This is a genomic window from Streptomyces luteireticuli (assembly GCF_041519305.1).
Taxonomy (GTDB): domain Bacteria; phylum Actinomycetota; class Actinomycetes; order Streptomycetales; family Streptomycetaceae; genus Streptomyces; species Streptomyces luteireticuli.
In genome coordinates this window covers 3,940,933-3,959,230 of record NZ_CP167927.1, presented here as the reverse complement: position 1 = coordinate 3,959,230, position 18,298 = coordinate 3,940,933, and the positions used below count along the sequence as shown (strand labels likewise).

At 70.9% G+C, this 18,298-nt stretch carries 19 protein-coding genes; 16 read left to right on the top strand and 3 right to left on the bottom strand.

Annotation, left to right across the window (positions count from 1 at the left end; translation table 11 throughout):
- Positions 1-106 precede the first annotated feature (106 nt).
- The 8 genes from map (at position 107) to truA (ending at position 5,558) form a co-directional block, all read left to right on the top strand.
- Positions 107-946, top strand: coding sequence for a type I methionyl aminopeptidase (gene map / locus AB8735_RS17390; protein WP_344031001.1), 840 nt, complete (start codon positions 107-109; stop codon positions 944-946).
- A gap of 380 nt (positions 947-1,326) precedes the next feature.
- Positions 1,327-1,548 carry a translation initiation factor IF-1 gene (gene infA / locus AB8735_RS17385; RefSeq protein ID WP_003956442.1) on the top strand — a complete coding sequence of 74 codons (222 nt, stop codon included), beginning with the start codon at positions 1,327-1,329 and terminating at the stop codon, positions 1,546-1,548.
- 59 nt (positions 1,549-1,607) lie between these two features.
- Positions 1,608-1,721: a 50S ribosomal protein L36 gene (gene rpmJ / locus AB8735_RS17380; protein WP_003956441.1), complete on the top strand. Its 114-nt coding sequence runs from the start codon at positions 1,608-1,610 to the stop codon at positions 1,719-1,721.
- A gap of 201 nt (positions 1,722-1,922) precedes the next feature.
- Positions 1,923-2,303, top strand: coding sequence for a 30S ribosomal protein S13 (gene rpsM, locus AB8735_RS17375; RefSeq protein WP_344030998.1), 381 nt, complete (start codon positions 1,923-1,925; stop codon positions 2,301-2,303).
- 65 nt (positions 2,304-2,368) lie between these two features.
- Positions 2,369-2,773, top strand: coding sequence for a 30S ribosomal protein S11 (rpsK, locus tag AB8735_RS17370; protein WP_003948617.1), 405 nt, complete (start codon positions 2,369-2,371; stop codon positions 2,771-2,773).
- 158 nt (positions 2,774-2,931) lie between these two features.
- Positions 2,932-3,954, top strand: coding sequence for a DNA-directed RNA polymerase subunit alpha (locus tag AB8735_RS17365; protein WP_004946635.1), 1,023 nt, complete (start codon positions 2,932-2,934; stop codon positions 3,952-3,954).
- A gap of 205 nt (positions 3,955-4,159) precedes the next feature.
- On the top strand, positions 4,160-4,624 hold the full coding sequence (gene rplQ, locus AB8735_RS17360; protein WP_344030995.1) for a 50S ribosomal protein L17: 465 nt from the start codon (positions 4,160-4,162) through the stop codon (positions 4,622-4,624).
- 79 nt (positions 4,625-4,703) lie between these two features.
- The gene (truA, locus tag AB8735_RS17355) at positions 4,704-5,558 is read left to right on the top strand and encodes a tRNA pseudouridine(38-40) synthase TruA (protein ID WP_372408320.1); all 855 of its coding nucleotides are present in this window, start codon (positions 4,704-4,706) and stop codon (positions 5,556-5,558) included.
- A gap of 24 nt (positions 5,559-5,582) precedes the next feature.
- On the opposite strand, the gene AB8735_RS17350 is transcribed toward truA, so the two are convergent.
- Complete coding sequence (locus tag AB8735_RS17350; RefSeq protein ID WP_372408319.1) at positions 5,583-7,682, bottom strand: glycosyltransferase family 4 protein; 2,100 nt, start codon at positions 7,680-7,682, stop codon at positions 5,583-5,585.
- A 380-nt stretch (positions 7,683-8,062) separates the two neighbouring features.
- On the opposite strand from AB8735_RS17350, the gene AB8735_RS17345 reads away from it, so the two are divergent.
- On the top strand, positions 8,063-8,872 hold the full coding sequence (locus AB8735_RS17345; protein ID WP_372408318.1) for a hypothetical protein: 810 nt from the start codon (positions 8,063-8,065) through the stop codon (positions 8,870-8,872).
- Positions 8,873-8,887: 15 nt separating this feature from the next.
- Here the strand turns inward: AB8735_RS17345 and AB8735_RS17340 are convergent, their stop codons facing one another.
- On the bottom strand, positions 8,888-9,739 hold the full coding sequence (locus tag AB8735_RS17340) for a hypothetical protein (RefSeq protein WP_372408317.1): 852 nt from the start codon (positions 9,737-9,739) through the stop codon (positions 8,888-8,890).
- A gap of 56 nt (positions 9,740-9,795) precedes the next feature.
- Here AB8735_RS17340 and AB8735_RS17335 point away from each other — a divergent pair, with 56 nt between their 5' ends.
- From AB8735_RS17335 to glmM, 4 genes are all read left to right on the top strand, one after another.
- A complete protein-coding gene (locus tag AB8735_RS17335) occupies positions 9,796-11,415 on the top strand; it encodes an ATP-binding cassette domain-containing protein (RefSeq protein ID WP_344030985.1) in 1,620 nt (539 codons plus the stop codon).
- 356 nt (positions 11,416-11,771) lie between these two features.
- The gene (rplM, locus tag AB8735_RS17330; RefSeq protein ID WP_344030983.1) at positions 11,772-12,218 is read left to right on the top strand and encodes a 50S ribosomal protein L13; all 447 of its coding nucleotides are present in this window, start codon (positions 11,772-11,774) and stop codon (positions 12,216-12,218) included.
- Positions 12,219-12,257: 39 nt separating this feature from the next.
- Entirely contained in the window at positions 12,258-12,770 is a 513-nt protein-coding gene (rpsI, locus tag AB8735_RS17325) for a 30S ribosomal protein S9 (RefSeq protein ID WP_344030981.1), read from the top strand.
- A 250-nt stretch (positions 12,771-13,020) separates the two neighbouring features.
- On the top strand, positions 13,021-14,379 hold the full coding sequence (glmM, locus tag AB8735_RS17320) for a phosphoglucosamine mutase (RefSeq protein WP_372408316.1): 1,359 nt from the start codon (positions 13,021-13,023) through the stop codon (positions 14,377-14,379).
- 168 nt (positions 14,380-14,547) lie between these two features.
- On the opposite strand, the gene coaA is transcribed toward glmM, so the two are convergent.
- Positions 14,548-15,537: a type I pantothenate kinase gene (coaA, locus tag AB8735_RS17315; protein WP_344030977.1), complete on the bottom strand. Its 990-nt coding sequence runs from the start codon at positions 15,535-15,537 to the stop codon at positions 14,548-14,550.
- A 209-nt stretch (positions 15,538-15,746) separates the two neighbouring features.
- Here coaA and AB8735_RS17310 point away from each other — a divergent pair, with 209 nt between their 5' ends.
- The 3 genes from AB8735_RS17310 to AB8735_RS17300 are packed head-to-tail and all read left to right on the top strand — an operon-like array spanning position 15,747 to position 18,273.
- On the top strand, positions 15,747-16,022 hold the full coding sequence (locus AB8735_RS17310; protein WP_344030975.1) for a hypothetical protein: 276 nt from the start codon (positions 15,747-15,749) through the stop codon (positions 16,020-16,022).
- A 38-nt stretch (positions 16,023-16,060) separates the two neighbouring features.
- On the top strand, positions 16,061-17,908 hold the full coding sequence (gene glmS / locus AB8735_RS17305) for a glutamine--fructose-6-phosphate transaminase (isomerizing) (RefSeq protein ID WP_372408315.1): 1,848 nt from the start codon (positions 16,061-16,063) through the stop codon (positions 17,906-17,908).
- Positions 17,905-18,273, top strand: coding sequence for a holo-ACP synthase (locus AB8735_RS17300; RefSeq protein WP_344030971.1), 369 nt, complete (start codon positions 17,905-17,907; stop codon positions 18,271-18,273). The genes glmS and AB8735_RS17300 overlap by 4 nt, the downstream gene beginning before the upstream one ends.
- The last annotated feature ends 25 nt before the right edge of the window (positions 18,274-18,298 follow it).

The window sequence follows — 18,298 nt, the reverse complement described above, 5'->3', positions numbered from 1 at the left end:
GGCACACGGCCGCGATGCCCCTCCGGGCGTCGCGGCCGTAGTGTTTGTGTGAACAGTTGTCGTGCACATTCGTCGCGGAGCCCGCGGCGTCGAGAGGAAGGCCCCCATGGCGGTAGAGATCAAGACGCCGGACCAGATCGCGAAGATGCGCGAGGCGGGGCTGGTCGTCGCCGCCATCCATGCGGCCACCCGGGAGGCGGCCGTGCCCGGGGCCACGACCAAGGACCTGGACGAGGTCGCCCGCAAGGTGCTCGCCGAGCACGGCGCCAAGTCGAACTTCCTCGGGTACGGCGGTTTCCCCGCGACGATCTGCACCTCGGTGAACGAGGTCGTCGTGCACGGCATCCCGTCCGCCGAGACCGTCCTCAAGGACGGCGACATCATCTCCATCGACGCGGGCGCGATCGTGGACGGCTGGCACGGTGACGCCGCCTTCACGGCGTTCGTGGGCACCGGTCACGCACCGGAGCTGATCGAGCTCTCCCGGGTGACCGAGCAGTCCATGTGGGCCGGCATCGCTGCCGTGAAGAACGGCAACCGGCTGGTGGACATCTCCCGGGCCATCGAGACGTACATCCGCCGCCAGCCGCGTCCGGCCACCGGCAAGTACGGGATCATCGAGGACTACGGCGGGCACGGCATCGGCTCCGAGATGCACATGGACCCGCACCTGCTGAACTACGTCTCCCGCAAGCGGGGCCGCGGCCCGAAGCTGGTCCCCGGCTTCTGCATCGCGATCGAGCCCATGGTCTCCCTGGGCACGCCCCGCACCCACGTCCTGGAGGACGACTGGACGGTCCTCACGGACGACCTGACCTGGTCCTCGCACTGGGAGCACTCGGTGGCCGTGACGGAGGACGGCCCGCTGGTGCTGACGGCGGTCGACGGCGGCAAGGCGAAGCTGGCGGAGTTGGGGATTACGGCTGCGCCTGATCCTCTGGGCTGAGCCGGTCCCGGGCTCGGTGTTCCGCCGGCCGGAGGCCGGCGCAGCCGCGCGAAGCTTGTGAGGCGCCCTGGCGCCGAGCCCGCGAGGGTGGCGTCGGCGGTCGGGGCCGGCGCGGCCGCGTGGAGCCCGTGGGGCGCCCCGGGGTGTGTCCATGGGAGCGGTGGGGCCGTTCACGGCGTGAAGGCGGCGTGAGGGGGGTGTCAGGACAGCGGGGCGGCCGGTTAGTGATCTCGCGGGGTGGGCAGGCACCACCCTGGATTAGTCTTTCCGGTTGCCCTGACGTAGACTGACGCGTCGGCTCTCGTGTATCCGCATGCCCGCGTTCGCGCGGGGGTACGAATCCCGAAGTCGATCAAGGTAGCCGATTCGAAAGGCGAAGCGTGGCCAAGAAGCAAGGTGCCATCGAGATCGAGGGCACCGTGATCGAGTCTCTGCCGAACGCAATGTTCAAGGTGGAGCTCCAGAACGGTCACAAGGTCCTCGCGCACATCAGCGGCAAGATGCGGATGCACTACATCCGTATCCTTCCCGACGACCGGGTCGTGGTGGAGCTCTCTCCGTACGACCTGACGCGCGGACGGATCGTCTACCGCTACAAGTAGATCTTGCCGCCGCCCCGTTCCCGCGGGGTGATGGCACTGACCCGGAGAACCTCACACCCATGAAGGTCAAGCCGAGCGTCAAGAAGATCTGCGACAAGTGCAAGGTGATCCGCCGCCACGGCCGGGTCATGGTCATCTGCGACAACCTGCGCCACAAGCAGCGCCAGGGCTGACGCAGGACCTGCACTCCGCAGTTCCTTCGCGCGACGCGAGCAATATGTACATACGCAGGACCCGTCCCTCTCTGTGATGGAGGGCGACACCCTCGGCTCGGAGGCCGGGGACCCGCTCGGTACCAAATCTTTGAGACATAAGAGGCCGGCCGTCGGGAGTGGTTCTGTGGAAGACCTCCGACGAACATCTGGAGCCAGTCAATGGCACGCGTTTCCGGTGTTGACATCCCGCGCGAAAAGCGTGTGGAGGTCGCACTCACCTACGTCTTCGGCATCGGCCGCACCCTGGCGAAGGAGACCCTCGCCGCCACCGGTGTGAACCCGAACACCCGCGTTCGTGACCTGTCCGAGGAGGACCTGGTCAAGATCCGCGAGCACGTGGACGCCAACATCAAGACCGAGGGTGACCTCCGTCGCGAGATCCAGGCCGACATCCGCCGCAAGGTTGAGATCGGCTGCTACCAGGGCCTCCGTCACCGTCGTGGCCTGCCCGTCCACGGCCAGCGCACCAGCACGAACGCCCGTACCCGCAAGGGCCCGCGTCGCGCCATCGCCGGCAAGAAGAAGCCGGGCAAGAAGTAGTCCTCAGCGGACGCTCGTCAGCGGTCTTCGCTGTAGGACCGACCACCTCCCGTAGGAGATAAGAGATGCCCCCCAAGGGTCGTCAGGGCGCTGCCAAGAAGGTGCGCCGCAAGGAAAAGAAGAACGTCGCTCACGGCCACGCGCACATCAAGAGCACGTTCAACAACACCATCGTTTCGATCACCGACCCCACGGGCAACGTGATCTCCTGGGCCTCCGCCGGCCACGTCGGCTTCAAGGGCTCGCGCAAGTCCACCCCGTTCGCCGCGCAGATGGCCGCCGAGTCGGCCGCGCGTCGCGCGCAGGAGCACGGCATGCGCAAGGTTGACGTCTTCGTCAAGGGTCCGGGCTCCGGCCGCGAGACCGCGATCCGTTCCCTCCAGGCCACGGGCCTCGAGGTCGGTTCGATCCAGGACGTCACCCCCACCCCGCACAACGGCTGCCGTCCGCCGAAGCGTCGCCGCGTCTGACGCGCTTCCGAAGCGGACCCGGCGCGTCTGACGCGCCGACCGCTTCGCGGTTGCCTTGAGGGTCTGGGCGGTACGGCTCTTCGGAGCCGTACCGCCCGTACCCTTGTAAGAGTTCAGGACATCAAATAGTGGGTGTCCATGACTGAAGGATTGAACGCATGCTGATCGCTCAGCGTCCCTCCCTGACCGAAGAGGTCGTGGACGAGTTCCGTTCCCGGTTCGTCATCGAGCCGCTGGAGCCGGGCTTCGGCTACACCCTCGGCAACTCCCTGCGCCGTACGCTCCTCTCCTCGATCCCGGGTGCGGCGGTCACGTCCATCCGCATCGACGGTGTCCTGCACGAGTTCACCACCGTGCCGGGCGTCAAGGAGGACGTCACCGACCTGATCCTCAACATCAAGCAGCTGGTCGTCTCCTCGGAGCACGACGAGCCGGTCGTGATGTACCTGCGCAAGCAGGGCCCGGGTCTGGTCACCGCCGCGGACATCGCCCCGCCGGCCGGTGTCGAGGTGCACAACCCCGACCTGGTCCTGGCGACCCTGAACGCCAAGGGCAAGCTGGAGATGGAGCTGACCGTCGAGCGCGGTCGCGGCTACGTCTCCGCCGTCCAGAACAAGCAGGTGGGCCAGGAGATCGGCCGTATCCCGGTCGACTCCATCTACTCGCCGGTTCTCAAGGTCACCTACAAGGTCGAGGCGACCCGTGTCGAGCAGCGCACCGACTTCGACAAGCTGATCGTCGACGTCGAGACCAAGCAGGCCATGCGGCCGCGCGACGCCATGGCGTCCGCCGGCAAGACGCTGGTCGAGCTGTTCGGTCTCGCGCGTGAGCTGAACATCGACGCCGAGGGCATCGACATGGGTCCGTCCCCGACGGACGCCGCCCTGGCCGCCGACCTGGCGCTGCCGATCGAGGAGCTCGAGCTCACCGTTCGGTCGTACAACTGCCTCAAGCGCGAGGGCATCCACTCCGTGGGTGAGCTCGTCGCCCGCTCCGAGGCCGACCTGCTCGACATCCGCAACTTCGGTGCGAAGTCGATCGACGAGGTCAAGGCGAAGCTGGCCGGTATGGGTCTGGCGCTGAAGGACTCGCCCCCCGGCTTCGACCCCACCGCTGCCGCCGACGCCTTTGGCGCCGACGACGACGCGGATGCGGGTTTCGTCGAGACCGAGCAGTACTAAGAGCTCGGGCCATCCGGTCCGTACTTCGGGTGCGGGTGCGCTGTGCTTGATCGCGCACCGCGACGGAGTCGCATAGTCGACACCGCCCCGCGCCCCTTCCGGACTCGCCCCTTCGGGGCAGTCCGGATCTCCGACGGGCAACCGCTCGCTCGGATACTGACTCCGGTACCTGATACGGCCGGGGCAGACACTTAGGAGAAACACCATGCCGCGTCCCACCAAGGGTGCCCGTCTGGGCGGCGGTGCCGCGCACGAGAAGCTGATGCTGGCGAACCTCGCCCGCTCGCTCTTCGAGCACGGCCGCATCACGACGACCGAGGCCAAGGCTCGCCGCCTGCGTCCGGTCGCCGAGCGCCTGATCACCAAGGCGAAGAAGGGCGACATCCACAACCGTCGCCAGGTGCTGCAGACGATCACGGACAAGAGCGTCGTGCACGTGCTCTTCACCGAGATCGCTCCGCGCTTCGCCGAGCGTCCGGGTGGCTACACCCGCATCACCAAGATCGGTAACCGCCGTGGCGACAACGCTCCCATGGCCGTGATCGAGCTGGTCGAGGGCGAGATCGCCAAGAAGGCGACCGTTGCCGAGGCCGAGGCCGCCACCAAGCGTGCGGTCAAGGAGTCCGAGGCTGCCGCCGAGGCTCCGGCCGAGGAGTCGAAGGACGCCTGACACCGCTGATGCGTGTCAGTGACGGGCCCGCCCCTTCCGGGGGCGGGCCCGTCCCGCATTTCTGTGAGAGGAACTCTCGGTGAGTGACGAGGTGGCGCCCGGTTTCGTGCGGGTGCGGCTGGACCTGTCGTACGACGGCAAGGACTTCTCCGGCTGGGCCAAGCAGCGCGAGGGCCAGCGGACGGTGCAGGGCGAGCTGGAGGACGCGATCCGGACCGTGACGCGGTCCAAGGAGACGTACGAGCTGACGGTCGCCGGCCGTACGGACGCCGGGGTGCATGCCCGGGGCCAGGTCGCGCACGTCGATCTGCCCGCCGAGGTGTGGGCCGAGCACGAGGACAAGTTGCTGCGGCGGCTGGCCGGCCGGTTGTCGCACGACGTCCGGGTGTGGCGGGCGGCCGAGGCGCCGGCCGGGTTCAACGCCCGCTTCTCGGCGATCTGGCGGCGCTACGCGTACCGGGTCGTGGACCACCCGGGCGGTGTCGATCCGCTGTTGCGCGGTCATGTCCTGTGGCACGACTGGCCGTTGGACGTGGAGAAGATGAACGCGGCGGCACAGCGGCTGGTCGGCGAGCACGACTTCGCCGCGTACTGCAAGAAGCGCGAGGGCGCGACGACCATCCGTACGCTCCAGCAGCTGAGTTGGGAGCGGGACGCGGACGGGATCATCACCGCGACCGTGCGCGCGGACGCCTTCTGCCACAACATGGTGCGTTCGCTGGTGGGCGCGCTGCTGTTCGTCGGCGACGGGCACCGGCCGGTGGAGTGGCCGGGGAAGGTGCTGGCGGCCGGGGTGCGGGACTCGGCGGTGCACGTGGTGCGGCCGCACGGGCTCACCCTGGAGGAGGTCGGCTACCCGGACGACTCCGAGCTGGCCGCCCGCAACCGGGAGGCCCGCAACAAGCGGACGCTCCCGGGAGCCGGCTGCTGCTGACGCGGGCTCAGGGCCGACGCGGCGTCAGCTGCCCTCGGGTGCGGGGCAGCTGACGGCCAGGTCGCTGTTGACGGTGAGGTACGGCTTGACGCCGCCGACGACCGGGTAGATGTCGGTCTTGTTCCGGTCGACGATGTCGCCGACGATCCGGCCGATCCGCACCGGCTCGGCGTCGCCGGCCAGCCGCAGGGCCAGGTCCCAGATGGCGCCCTCGTCGCCGCGCGCGGCCTTCAGCTGGGAGTTGCGCAGCGTGAAGCGGAAGGTCGTCGGGTCCACGACGGTGACCTCGGCCGAGATGTCGGCGGCGGTCTCGGCGCGCGGGGTGCCGATGACGAACGGCTTGGTGTCCTCGGTGAACTCCGTGCCGTACAGGGTGCCTTCGACGGTGAACGACGTCTCGGCCTGACGGATCGTCACGGCCTCGGCGTGGGCCGGGCGGTGCCAGGCGCGCAGGGCCAGGAAGCCGTCCACGGTCGGGTAGGCGATGGCCCAGGTGAACGGGGCGCCCGGCAGCGGCTCCAGGTCCAACAGGCCCTTGCCCTCGGCCAGATGGGAGACGACGCGGCGGCGGGCCTTGTCCTCGTCGCGGACGACGTGGAAGTCCCAGCGGCCCTCGCCGAGGCGCAGCTTCTCGCGCTCCAGGACGGCGGTGTAGGGGGCGCCGGGGGTGGCCGGGGTGGCCAGCGGGACGGCGATCGGCTTGCCCTCCTTGCGGCGGGTCACCGTCAGCGAGAGGTCGTCGCCGGAGAGGCCCTGGGGGTCGACCGAGACGACGAGGTCGCCGGCGGCGTTCACCCGGGTGGAGGCGGTGGCCTTCAGCGGCCGGCGGACGATCTCCTTGAGCGCCTCCGTGACCGGCTTGCGGGCCGGCTGGGCGACCGGCTTGGCGCGCAGCGGGCGGATCATCCTGCCGATCGTGCTGCGCAGGGTGCGGGAGGGCGCGGCCTTCTCCGGGGCGGAGGCGGCCGACGCCGGGGTGGTGTCCACGCCGAGGCTGCGGATCAGGTCCTCGTAGGCGTCGGCGATGGCCTCGGGGGCGTAGCGCTGGGACGAGATCTTGGCGGCGGCGCCCATGGAGCGGCGGAGCTCGTCGTCCTCGATCAGCTTCAGCAGGCCCCGGGCGATGCCCTCGCTGTCGCCGACGGGGACGAGGAGGCCGTCCTTGCCGTCGGAGATGATCTCGCCGGGACCGTGCGGGCAGTCGGTGGCGACGACGGGGACGCCGCAGTTCATGGCCTCCACGATCGTCATGCCGAAGGACTCCTCGCGGGAGGTGACGGCGGCGATGGAGCCCTTGGCCCACTCGGTCTCGATGGGCGAGTGGGCGCCCATGAGGGTGATCGTCTCGACGAGGCCGAGCTTCTCCACCTGGGCGCGGAGCTTGGCGAGCTCGGGGCCGCGGCCGTAGATGCGCAGCTTCCAGTCGGGGCGCGTGGCGTGGACGGTGGCCCAGGCGGCGACGAGCAGGTCGTAGCGCTTGACCGGGATGAGGCGGCCGGCGGCGACGACGAGCTTGGTGGCCGGGTCGGCGGGCTCGACCTCGGAGGGCGGGCAGCCGTTGGGGATGCAGATGATCTTTGTCTTGACGTCGGGGAACTGCTCGCGGTGGGTGCGGGCGTCCGCCTCGGAGACGGTGGTGTGGGCGTCCAGGAAGGGGATGGCACGGTCCTGGGCGGCACGGATGCCGGGCTCGTGGGTGCCGTAGATCCGGTGTTCCTGGCCGACCTTGAGGTAGCTGCCCTCCTGGCCGAAGCCGGCGAGGTACATCACCAGGCCGGGGCGGGTGGCGACCACGACGTCGGCGTCGGTCTGGGCGAGGTGCTCGGCGACGCGCTGGTCGGTCAGGGCGCTGAAGTGGGCGCCCTTGGCCTCCTTGGGCGGGATGTAGGCGCTGTCCTGCGCGAGCAGCGGGTCTTCCCGGTCGGTGCCCTCCTCGGGGCGGTTGTCGATCAGATTGACCAGCTTGACCTTGGGGTGCAGGGGCAGGCGGGGGGCTTTGCCGGTCCGGATGATCGACACGATCTCCACGTCGTGCCGGGCGGCGAGCGCGCCGGCGACGTTGAAGGTGGAGCGGATGGTGCCGCCGATGCCGTAGGCGTTCTGCAACAGGAAAGAGATCTTCATGGCGGTGTGTGCGCGGCCCGCTGATGCCGGCGTCGCGTCCGTCCTTCCCCCTGGCCTGGGTGTGGGGTCCGTCCCCTGCCGGTCCGCTCCGTGCTGAAGGCGGCCGTTTCGTATCGGTTAGAGCTGCTGGCAGGGGTTTCGGTTGCCCGCGCAGCCTACATTGTGGCCTGCATCACGCGGGGGTGGTTGTGGGGTACCCGGTTTCGAATCCGCATGCGAAATATGACTGCTCTGTCGATACTGCGGGGAGGGGCCGTCGGCACGCCGGTGCCGGGCGGTCTTTCGACCGGGGGAGGGGTGGGACGGCACCGCGGATGCGCCGGTGTGGCGCGGGCGGACCGGCCCCGTGGGACTGGGAGGCTGGGGGAGTGAAGGCGAGAGTGACGGCTGCGGTCTCCGTGGCCGTGGTGCTGGGACTGACGCTCGGCTGCGGAGGCGGCCGGACGGGCCACGAGGGCGACGGCAAGAGCGCGAGCGGGAGCGCCGGCGGGCGGGCGCCCGAAGAGGCCGCCGGAGCCGCCGGGGCCGTCGGACCGAAGAAGGCCGACGAGGACGGGCCCACCGGCCGCCTCAGACGCGCCGAGCTGGAGAAGACCGAGGTCCCGGGCCTGGTGATCGAGGAGGCCCCGCCGGGCACGGCCGGCCGCGGCACCCCGGGCAGCGACCAGCCGGCGTGCCTGCCGCTGGCCAACGCGCTGGGCTCCGAGCCGGACCCCAAGCCGCTGGGCTCGGTGGTCAGCACCTTCGCGGGGGCGGGGGAGGACGACGATCTGGAGGGTCTGCTCGGCACCATCCGGGTCTCCGAGTACCGGCCCGGCGAGGCCGCGGCCGTCTTCCGGCGGCTGCGCGACGCGGCGGGGGCCTGCACGGGCGGCTTCCGGATGCGCACCGGCGAGGGCGAGTCCCAGGTGTTCGACGCCGTGGAGACCGTGGCCGCGCCGAAGCTGGGCGACGAGGCGGCGGCCTTCCGGCTGTCGAACGCGGTGGAGGAGGCGCCCAGCCTGATCACCGTGGTCCGTACGGGTGATGTGCTGTCGATGTTCTTCGCCACCGGTCTGGGCGACCCCGAGCGCGTGCAGATCCCCGACCGGCTGGTCTCGGCCCAGGTCCGCAAGGCCGTCGCGGTCCAGCGGGGCGGGACGGGCGAGGACGGGGACGACGCGGAGGGAGCCGGTACCGAGGAGGGCTAGGGGGTGTCCGACGGGCTAGCGGGGCGTCGCCGCCGCGGCCGCTGCCGCCGCCCGTCCGCGGGTCAGGACCCGTCCGAAGGCGTATGTCGAGATGTCCCGCCCGGCGGTCAGCGCCTTGGTGTCGTCACTGGTCACAGGCTTGTTGCCGGTGTAGCCCGCGACGGTGAAGTAGGCGTAGCGGCCCTCGGCGTTGGCGGTCAGCCGGCAAGCCGTCGCCCGGCAGAAGTCGGGGCTCTTCCCGCCGGTCAGGGCGGCGATGTTGCCCGTGGACCGGTCCTTGGCCCGGTCCGCCGCGGCCTTGTTGTCGAAGACGGCGACGCCGACGGTGACGGCCACGCCGTCGCGCACATAGGTGGCCCGCAGGACCTGGCGGCAGCCGTTCTCCGCGAGGACGGAGCCGAGGCCGCCCTGTGTCACCTCCGCGCAGTCCGTGCCGGACGAGGTGGCGGTCCGCTCGTACGCCCGGCCCGCGACCGACGGTTTGGCCTCGGGGAAGAGCGTGGCCGGGGTCAGCGGGGCGGTGTCCTTGCCCTTGTCGGATATGAAGTCGCGCGGGTCCAGCGGGGAGGGCGGGGCGACCGGGGCGAAGGTGGGTTCGGCGGCGGCGGGCGTTCCGCTCGCCGTGGGCCCGGCGGCGGCCTGCTTCTTCGGCCCGTCGCCGCCCTTGTCGCTGGCCACGATCGCCGTCGCCACGATCGCCGCCACACCGGCGGCGGCCAGCACGCCCCCGCCGATCAGCAGCAGCCGGCGCCGCCGTCCGCGGGCCGCCGTGTCGTCCGCCAGCGCCGCCCAGTCCGGGGTGTTCCCCGGCCCCTGCGGCGGCCCCCACGGGCGCTGTCCCTGCGGGTCCCCCTGCCCAAAACTCATGGGGCGCATCGTAATCCGGTTGGTCCGGGCCCCGGCAGGCGCCAGAATGCGGAGGCATGGGACATGTGGAAGCCGGCCACCTCGAGTACTTCCTGCCCGACGGGCGGCCGTTGCTCGGGGACGTCTCCTTCCGGGTCGGCGAGGGCGCCGCGATCGCGCTGGTCGGGGCCAACGGGGCCGGGAAGACGACGCTGCTGCGGCTGATCGCGGGGGAGCTCCAGCCGCACGGGGGGTCGGTCACGGTCAGCGGCGGGCTCGGGGTGATGCCGCAGTTCGTCGGGTCCGTGCGGGACGGGCGGACGGTGCGGGACCTGCTGGTGTCCGTGGCGCCGCCGCGCATCCGGGAGGCCGCGGGGGCGGTCGACCGGGCCGAGCTCGCGATCATGGAGCGGGACGACGAGGCCGCGCAGATGGAGTACGCGCAGGCGCTCTCCGACTGGGCCGAGGCGCGGGGGTACGAGGCCGAGACCGTCTGGGACATGTGCACGATGGCCGCGCTCGGCGTCCCGTACGAGAAGGCGCAGTGGCGGCAGGTGCGCACCCTCTCCGGGGGCGAACAGAAGCGGCTGGTGCTGGAGTCCCTGCTGCGCGGCACGGACGAGGTGCTGCTGCTCGACGAGCCGGACAACTACCTCGACGTCCCCGGCAAGCGCTGGCTGGAGGAGCGGCTGCGGGAGACGGCGAAGACGGTGCTGTTCGTCTCCCACGACCGGGAGCTGCTGGCCCGGGCCGCGGAGAAGATCATCAGCGTCGAGCCGGGGCCCGCGGGGAGCGATGTGTGGGTGCACGGCGGTGGCTTCGCCACGTACCACGCGGCGCGGAAGGAGCGCTTCGCCCGCTTCGAGGAGCTGCGGCGGCGGTGGGACGAGCAGCACGCCCAGCTGAGGAAGCTGGTGCTCACGCTCAAGCAGAAGGCGGCGTACAACGACGGCATGGCCTCCCGCTACCAGGCCGCGCAGACCCGGCTGCGGAAGTTCGAGGAGGCCGGGCCGCCGCAGGAGCCGCCGCGCGAGCAGGACATCCGGATGCGGCTGCGCGGCGGGCGCACCGGCCTGAGGGCCGTGACCTGCCAGGGGCTGGAGCTGACCGGGCTGATGAGGCCGTTCGACCTGGAGGTCTTCTACGGGGAGCGGGTGGCCGTGCTCGGGTCCAACGGCTCGGGGAAGTCGCACTTCCTGCGGCTGCTGGCCGGGGAGGACGTGGCGCACACGGGCGCGTGGAAGCTGGGGGCGCGGGTCGTGCCCGGGCACTTCGCCCAGACGCACGCCCACCCCGAGCTGCTGGGCCGCACCCTCGTCGACATCCTGTGGACGGAGCACGCCAAGGACCGGGGCGGGGCGATGTCCGCGCTGCGCCGCTACGAGCTGGAGCGCCAGGGCGACCAGCCCTTCGACCGGCTCTCCGGCGGGCAGCAGGCGCGCTTCCAGATCCTGCTGCTGGAGCTGGCCGGCACGACGGCCCTGCTGCTCGACGAACCCACGGACAACCTGGACCTGGAGAGCGCCGAGGCGCTCCAGGAGGGACTGGAGGCGTATGAGGGGACGGTGCTGGCGGTGACGCACGACCGCTGGTTCGCGCGTTCGTTCGATCGCTTCCTGGTCTTCGGGTCGGACGGGGTGGTGCGGGAAGCGGGGGAGCCGGTGTGGGACGAGAAGCGGGTGGTGCGGCGGAGGTAGGGGGAGTCTGCCCCTGGCCCGCCCTTTCACCGTTTCTTCCGGGGAGACCCCGGACCCCATTCGCCCTTCGGGCGAAGTCCTCAAACGCCGGACGGGCTGTTTGGTCGGCTGGCCCCCGCCCGGCCCCGGTGGGACCATGTGTTTTGACCCCGGCAGTGCCCGCCCGGTACTCTACGAGTTCGTTATGCGTATTGGCTTGGTCGTTCTCACGCGAGGGGCCCTTACGCTTGTCCGTCAGGTCTGATCGCCGGCGGTCCGTGCGCGGGTTGCGTCCCCGTTGTGCGGCCAAGGTTGTGTGATCGTCCGGTACGGACCGTGTCAGGACCCAATTCACTGAAGAAGCGAAGGCTACGACCGTGCGTACGTACAGCCCCAAGCCCGGCGATGTCACGCGCCAGTGGCACATCATCGACGCGCAGGACGTCGTCCTGGGCCGTCTGGCCTCCCAGGCCGCCTCCCTGCTCCGCGGCAAGCACAAGCCCGTGTACGCGCCGCACATGGACATGGGTGACTTCGTCGTCATCATCAACGCCGACAAGGTGCACCTGTCCGGCAACAAGAAGACCCAGAAGATGGCCTACCGCCACTCCGGCTTCCCGGGCGGTCTGCGCTCCGTCCGTTACGACGAGCTGCTCGACAAGAACCCCGAGAAGGCTGTCGAGAAGGCCATCAAGGGCATGCTGCCCAAGAACTCCCTCGGCCGTCAGATGCTCTCGAAGCTGAAGGTCTACTCGGGCGACCAGCACCCGCACGCCGCCCAGCAGCCCGCTCCGTTCGAGATCACCCAGGTCAAGCAGGGCTAAGTCCCGGCCACCGCCGAACCAGAAAGTCTGAGGAGAATCGTGGCTGAGACCACCGCCGAGACCCCCGTCATCGAAGACGAGGCCGTCGAGGAGTACACCACCGAGACCGAGGTCGTCGAGTCGGAGTACACCTCCGAGTCCCTCGCGTCCCGCTTCGGCGACCCGCAGCCGGCCGCCGGCCTGGGCCGTCGCAAGAACGCCATCGCCCGCGTCCGGATCGTTCCGGGCTCCGGCAAGTGGAAGATCAACGGTCGCACCCTCGAGGACTACTTCCCGAACAAGGTGCACCAGCAGGAAGTCAACGAGCCCTTCAAGGTGCTCGAGCTCGACGGCCGCTACGACGTCATCGCCCGCATCGCGGGTGGCGGCGTCTCCGGCCAGGCCGGCGCCCTGCGCCTGGGCGTGGCCCGCGCGCTGAACGAGGCGGACGTGGACAACAACCGCGGCGCCCTGAAGAAGGCCGGCTTCCTCAAGCGCGACGACCGTGCGGTCGAGCGCAAGAAGGCCGGTCTCAAGAAGGCCCGCAAGGCCCCGCAGTACAGCAAGCGCTAATCCGGCGGTTCGCTGCTACTGCTCGAACGCCCCGGCGGCACGGATCGTGCCGCCGGGGCGTTCGGCTATTGGCGGCCGGGCGCCCGCGTGCGGGCGCCTGCGCATCGGCGCCCGCGCCCCGGGGCGTATTGGGGCGTATACCTGGAGGCAAAACCCCCGACCGGGAACCGAAACCTCCAGCAGCTCGACACCTCTATGCACAAGGGGGCTCCCCCGGGCCCCGAACTCCCGCGTTTTTCGGAGGACACCAGTGGGACGACTCTTCGGTACGGACGGTGTGCGCGGCGTCGCCAACGCCGACCTCACGGCCGAGCTGGCGCTCGGCCTGTCGGTCGCGGCGGCGCATGTGCTCGCCGAGGCGGGTACGTTCGAGGGCCATCGCCCGGTGGCGGTGGTGGGCCGCGATCCGCGGGCGTCCGGGGAGTTCCTGGAGGCCGCCGTGGTGGCGGGCCTGGCCAGCGCCGGCGTGGACGTGCTGCGGGTCGGCGTGCTGCCCACCCCGGCCGTCGCCTATCTGACCGGCGCGCTCGGCGCCGACCTCGGCGTGATGCTCTCCGCCAGCCACAACGCGATGCCCGACAACGGCATCAAGTTCTTCGCCCGGGGCGGGCACAAGCTCGCCGACGAGCTGGAGGACCGCATCGAGCGGACGTACCGGGCGCACGCCACGGGCGAGCCCTGGGAGCGGCCGACGGGCGCCGGCGTCGGGCGCGTACGCGACTACGACCAGGGTTTCGACAACTATGTCGCCCACCTGATCGGCGTGCTGCCGAACCGCCTGGACGGGCTGAAGGTCGTCATCGACGGCGCGCACGGGGCCGCGTCCCGGGTCTCGCCGGAGGCGTTCTCGCGGGCCGGTGCCGAGGTCGTCACCATCGGGACCGAGCCGGACGGGCTCAACATCAACCACGAGTGCGGCTCCACGCATCTGGACAAGCTGCGTGCCGCGGTCGTCGAGCACGGCGCCGACCTGGGCGTCGCCCACGACGGGGACGCGGACCGCTGCCTCGCGGTGGACGCGACCGGTGCGGAGGTCGACGGCGACCAGATCCTCGCCGTGCTGGCGCTCGCGATGCGCGAGGCGGGGTCGCTGCGGAAGAACACCGTGGTGGCCACCGTCATGTCCAACCTCGGCTTCAAGCTCGCCATGGAGCGGGAGGGCGTCTCGCTCGTCCAGACGGCGGTCGGTGACCGGTACGTCCTGGAGGAGATGAAGGCGAACGGCTTCGCCCTCGGCGGCGAGCAGTCCGGGCATGTGATCGTGCTCGACCACGCGACGACGGGCGACGGCACGCTGACCGGCCTGATGCTGGCCGCGCGCGTCGCCGCGACGGGGCGGCCGCTGCGGGAGCTGGCGGGCGTCATGGAGCGGCTGCCGCAGGTGCTCATCAATGTGCGCGACGTGGACAAGTCGCGGGTCGGCTCCTCGCAGGAGCTGGCGGAGGTGGTCACGGACGCGGAGCGGGAACTGGGGGCGACGGGGCGGGTGTTGCTTCGGTCCTCGGGTACCGAGCCGCTCGTTCGTGTCATGGTCGAGGCGGCCGACATCGAGCAGGCTCGGGCTGTTGCTCAGCGGCTGGCCGATGTCGTGAAGTCGGCGCTGGGGTAAGGGGGTTCGTCCCTCAAGGGGTTTTCTCCCCGCCCCTCCCTCAGAGGGGGCACCCCCATTTCACCGTTTCCTGCGCTCCCGCGCGGGGCATCGCGGCTTCGCCGCGAGGTCCTCAAGCGCCGGACGGGCTGAATTGCCCTCCGGCGCTTGAGGACGGCGCGCGCGACGTCACAGTTTGCGCAGCGAAAGCCGCTGCACCTTGTGGTCCGGGCCCTTTCGCAGGATCAGGTTGGAGCGGCCCCTCGTGGGGGCCACGTTCTCCAGGAGGTTGGGCTTGTTGATCGTGCGCCAGTTGCGGCGCGCGAAGTCCAGTGCCTCCTCCTCCGAGACCTGGGTGTAGCGGCGGAAGTAGGAGTCGGGGTCCTGGAAGGCCGTCGCGCGCAGCTTGCGGAAGCGCGCGTAGTACCAGCGCTCGATGTCCTCGGCCCGCGCGTCCACATAGATGCTGAAGTCGAAGAAGTCCGCCAGGCCCACCCGTGTGCGGCCGTCCCCGCCGGGCAGGGCCGGCTGGAGGACATTGAGGCCCTCGATGATCAGGATGTCCGGGCGGTGCACGGTCAGCCGCTCGTCCGGCACGATGTCGTAGATCAGGTGCGAGTAGACCGGCGCCGAGACCTCGTCCTTGCCGGCCTTCACGTCCGCGACGAAGCGGGTGAGCGCCCGCCGGTCGTACGACTCGGGGAAGCCCTTGCGGGACATCAGGCCCCGCCGGTGCAGCTCGGCGTTGGGCAGCAGGAAGCCGTCCGTGGTGACCAGCTCGACGCGCGGGTGCTCGGGCCAGCGGGCCAGCAGGGCGCGCAGCAGCCGGGCCGTGGTCGACTTGCCGACCGCCACGCTGCCCGCGACGCCGATGACGAATGGAGTGCCCCGCTGGGCCCCCTTCTCGCCCAGGAAGGTGTTCAGCGCGCCGCGCAGCTGCCCCGTGGCGACCGCGTAGAGGTTGAGCAGCCGGGAGAGCGGCAGGTAGACGTCCCGGACCTCGTCCAGGTCGATGACGTCGCCGAGGCCCCGCAGGCGCTCGACCTCCTCCGCCGTCAGCGACAGGGGGGTGTTCTCGCGGAGCGCGCTCCACTCGGACCGGGTCAGGTCGACGAAGGGCGAGGAGTCTGCGCGGCGTCGTTGCTGCGACGGCTCTGAGGTGGTGGGCACGGGGCCCATTGTGCGCGGGAGCCGTGGTGGGGTCACTGCGGGGTGTGGGGTTGGAGGGTTTCGGCGGGGTTTGCGGGGTGGGAGTAGGGCACCCGTAGGGCAGCTGTGGGGGCCGTCGACGCGCGAGGGTGAAGTTCTCGCCGGAACCCTGTACCTACTCGCGGGTCGGGAATACGGTCCCAGCCTTCGGCAGCCCGGCACCCTGCGAGGAACCCCCCGTGTTCGTACTCCGGCTCGTCCTCAGGCTCATCAGGAAGACCGTCCTGCACCTGGCGCGGCCGCGCGACGGCTCCGTGACGTACGACGCCTCCGTGGGGTGCACCGCGGACGACGTCCTCGCCGAGCTGGGCGACGACCTGCCCGACGAGGACCTGGGCCAGGACCTCGGCGACTGCCTCGACCAGTACCACCTGGGCAGCAAGCCGCGCTGCGAGGAGGTCGAGTACCTGGAGCTCGTCCAGGACGCCATCGACCGCATCGAGCGCGGGCGTTGAGCCCTCGGCGGTGAGCCGGGGGCCGTACGCTGCACTCCATGTGCGGAATCGTTGGCTATGTGGGAGGGCAGTCCGCCCTCGATGTCGTATTGGCCGGGCTGCGGCGGCTGGAGTACCGCGGCTACGACTCGTCCGGGGTCGCGGTGCTGGCCGACGGCGGGCTCGCCGCCGCGAAGAAGGCGGGCAAGCTCGCCAACCTGGAGAAGGAGCTCGCCGGCCGGCCGCTGCCGTCCGGCCCGACCGGCATCGGCCACACGCGATGGGCCACGCACGGTGCCCCCAACGACGTCAACGCCCATCCGCACCTGGACAATCCGGGCCGGGTCGCCGTCGTCCACAACGGCATCATCGAGAACTTCGCCGCCCTGCGCGCCGAGCTCGCGGAGCGCGGGCACGTCCTCGTCTCCGAGACGGACACCGAGGTCGTCTCCCATCTGCTGTCCGAGTCCTTCTCCTCCTGCGGCGACCTGGCCGAGGCCATGCGGCAGGTGTGCCGCCGGCTGGAGGGCGCCTTCACGCTCGTCGCGGTGCACGCCGACGACCCCGACGTGGTCGTCGGGGCCCGTCGCAACTCCCCGCTGGTGGTCGGCCTCGGCGACGGCGAGGCGTTCCTCGCCTCCGACGTCGCCGCCTTCATCGCGCACACCCGCGAGGCCGTCGAACTCGGCCAGGACCAGGTCGTCGAGCTGCGCCGGGAAGGGGTGACCGTCACGGACTTCGACGGCGCCCCGGCGGAGGTGCGGACGTACCACGTCGACTGGGACGCCTCCGCCGCCGAGAAGGGCGGCTACGCCTCCTTCATGCTCAAGGAGATCGCCGAGCAGCCCAAGGCCGTCGCGGACACCCTGCTCGGCCGCATCGACGCCGCCGGGCAGCTGACGCTGGACGAGGTCCGCATCCCGGCGTCCGTGCTGCGGGAGGTCGACAAGGTCGTCATCGTGGCCTGCGGCACGGCGTACCACGCGGGGATGATCGCCAAGTATGCGATCGAGCACTGGACCCGGATCCCCTGCGAGACCGAGCTGGCCAGCGAGTTCCGCTACCGGGACCCGATCCTGGACCAGCGGACGCTGGTGATCGCCATCTCGCAGTCCGGCGAGACGATGGACACGCTGATGGCGCTGCGGCACGCGCGGGAGCAGGGCGCGAAGGTGCTCGCCATCTGCAACACGAACGGCTCGACGATTCCCCGGGAGTCGGACGCCGTGCTGTACACGCACGCCGGGCCCGAGGTCGCCGTCGCCTCGACCAAGGCGTTCCTGACGCAGCTGGTGGCCTGCTATCTGGTCGCCCTCTACCTGGGGCAGGTGCGCGGCACCAAGTGGGGCGACGAGGTCGGGGCGGTGATCCGCGAGCTGGACGGGATCGGCACCCAGGTGGAGGAGGTGCTGGGGACCATGGAGCCCGTGCGGGAGCTGGCGCGTTCGCTCGCCGGCGCCGGGACCGTGCTGTTCCTGGGCCGGCACGTCGGCTATCCCGTCGCCCTGGAGGGCGCGCTCAAACTCAAGGAGCTGGCGTACATGCACGCCGAGGGCTTCGCGGCGGGCGAGCTCAAGCACGGGCCGATCGCGCTGGTCGAGCAGGATCTGCCGGTGGTGGTCGTCGTGCCGTCGCCGCGCGGGAGGTCGGTCCTGCACGACAAGATCGTCTCCAACATCCAGGAGATCCGGGCGCGGGGCGCCCGGACGATCGTGATCGCCGAGCGGGGCGACGAGGCGGTCCGGCCGTACGCGGACCACCTGATCGAGATCCCCGCCACCCCCGTGCTGCTCCAACCCCTGGTCGCCACCGTGCCGTTGCAGGTCTTCGCGTGCGAGCTGGCCACGGCCCGGGGCAACGAGGTCGACCAGCCGCGCAACCTGGCGAAGTCGGTGACCGTCGAATGATCGTCGGGGTCGGTATCGACGTCGCGGAGATCGAGCGCTTCGACGCGGCGCTGCGGCGGACGCCGCAGATGGCGGAACGGCTGTTCCTGCACCGGGAGTTGCACCTGCCGAGCGGGGAGCGGCGGGGCGCCGCCTCGCTGGCGGCCCGGTTCGCCGCCAAGGAGGCCCTGGCGAAGGCGCTGGGCGCGCCGCCCGGGCTGCTGTGGACGGACGCGGAGGTGGTGACCGGGGAGAACGGGCGCCCGGGGCTGGTGGTGACCGGCACGGTGGCGGCGTGTGCGGAGCGGCTGGGGGTGCGGTCGTGGCATGTGTCGCTCAGCCATGACGCGGGGGTGGCGTCGGCGGTGGTGATCGCGGAGGGGTGAGGGTGCGCCTCTGGTGGGGGGTCTG

Excerpts from the sequence above, each read along its gene's own strand:
- map (WP_344031001.1), top strand. The coding sequence starts at position 107 with ATGGCGGTAGAGATCAAGACGCCGGACCAGATCGCGAAGATGCGCGAG.
- rpmJ (WP_003956441.1), top strand. The coding sequence starts at position 1,608 with ATGAAGGTCAAGCCGAGCGTCAAGAAGATCTGCGACAAGTGCAAGGTG.
- rpsM (WP_344030998.1), top strand. The coding sequence starts at position 1,923 with ATGGCACGCGTTTCCGGTGTTGACATCCCGCGCGAAAAGCGTGTGGAG.
- rpsK (WP_003948617.1), top strand. The coding sequence starts at position 2,369 with ATGCCCCCCAAGGGTCGTCAGGGCGCTGCCAAGAAGGTGCGCCGCAAG.
- AB8735_RS17365 (WP_004946635.1), top strand. The coding sequence starts at position 2,932 with ATGCTGATCGCTCAGCGTCCCTCCCTGACCGAAGAGGTCGTGGACGAG.
- rplQ (WP_344030995.1), top strand. The coding sequence starts at position 4,160 with ATGCCGCGTCCCACCAAGGGTGCCCGTCTGGGCGGCGGTGCCGCGCAC.
- AB8735_RS17350 (WP_372408319.1), bottom strand. The coding sequence starts at position 7,682 with ATGAAGATCTCTTTCCTGTTGCAGAACGCCTACGGCATCGGCGGCACC.
- AB8735_RS17340 (WP_372408317.1), bottom strand. The coding sequence starts at position 9,739 with ATGAGTTTTGGGCAGGGGGACCCGCAGGGACAGCGCCCGTGGGGGCCG.
- AB8735_RS17335 (WP_344030985.1), top strand. The coding sequence starts at position 9,796 with ATGGGACATGTGGAAGCCGGCCACCTCGAGTACTTCCTGCCCGACGGG.
- coaA (WP_344030977.1), bottom strand. The coding sequence starts at position 15,537 with ATGGGCCCCGTGCCCACCACCTCAGAGCCGTCGCAGCAACGACGCCGC.
- glmS (WP_372408315.1), top strand. The coding sequence starts at position 16,061 with ATGTGCGGAATCGTTGGCTATGTGGGAGGGCAGTCCGCCCTCGATGTC.
- AB8735_RS17300 (WP_344030971.1), top strand. The coding sequence starts at position 17,905 with ATGATCGTCGGGGTCGGTATCGACGTCGCGGAGATCGAGCGCTTCGAC.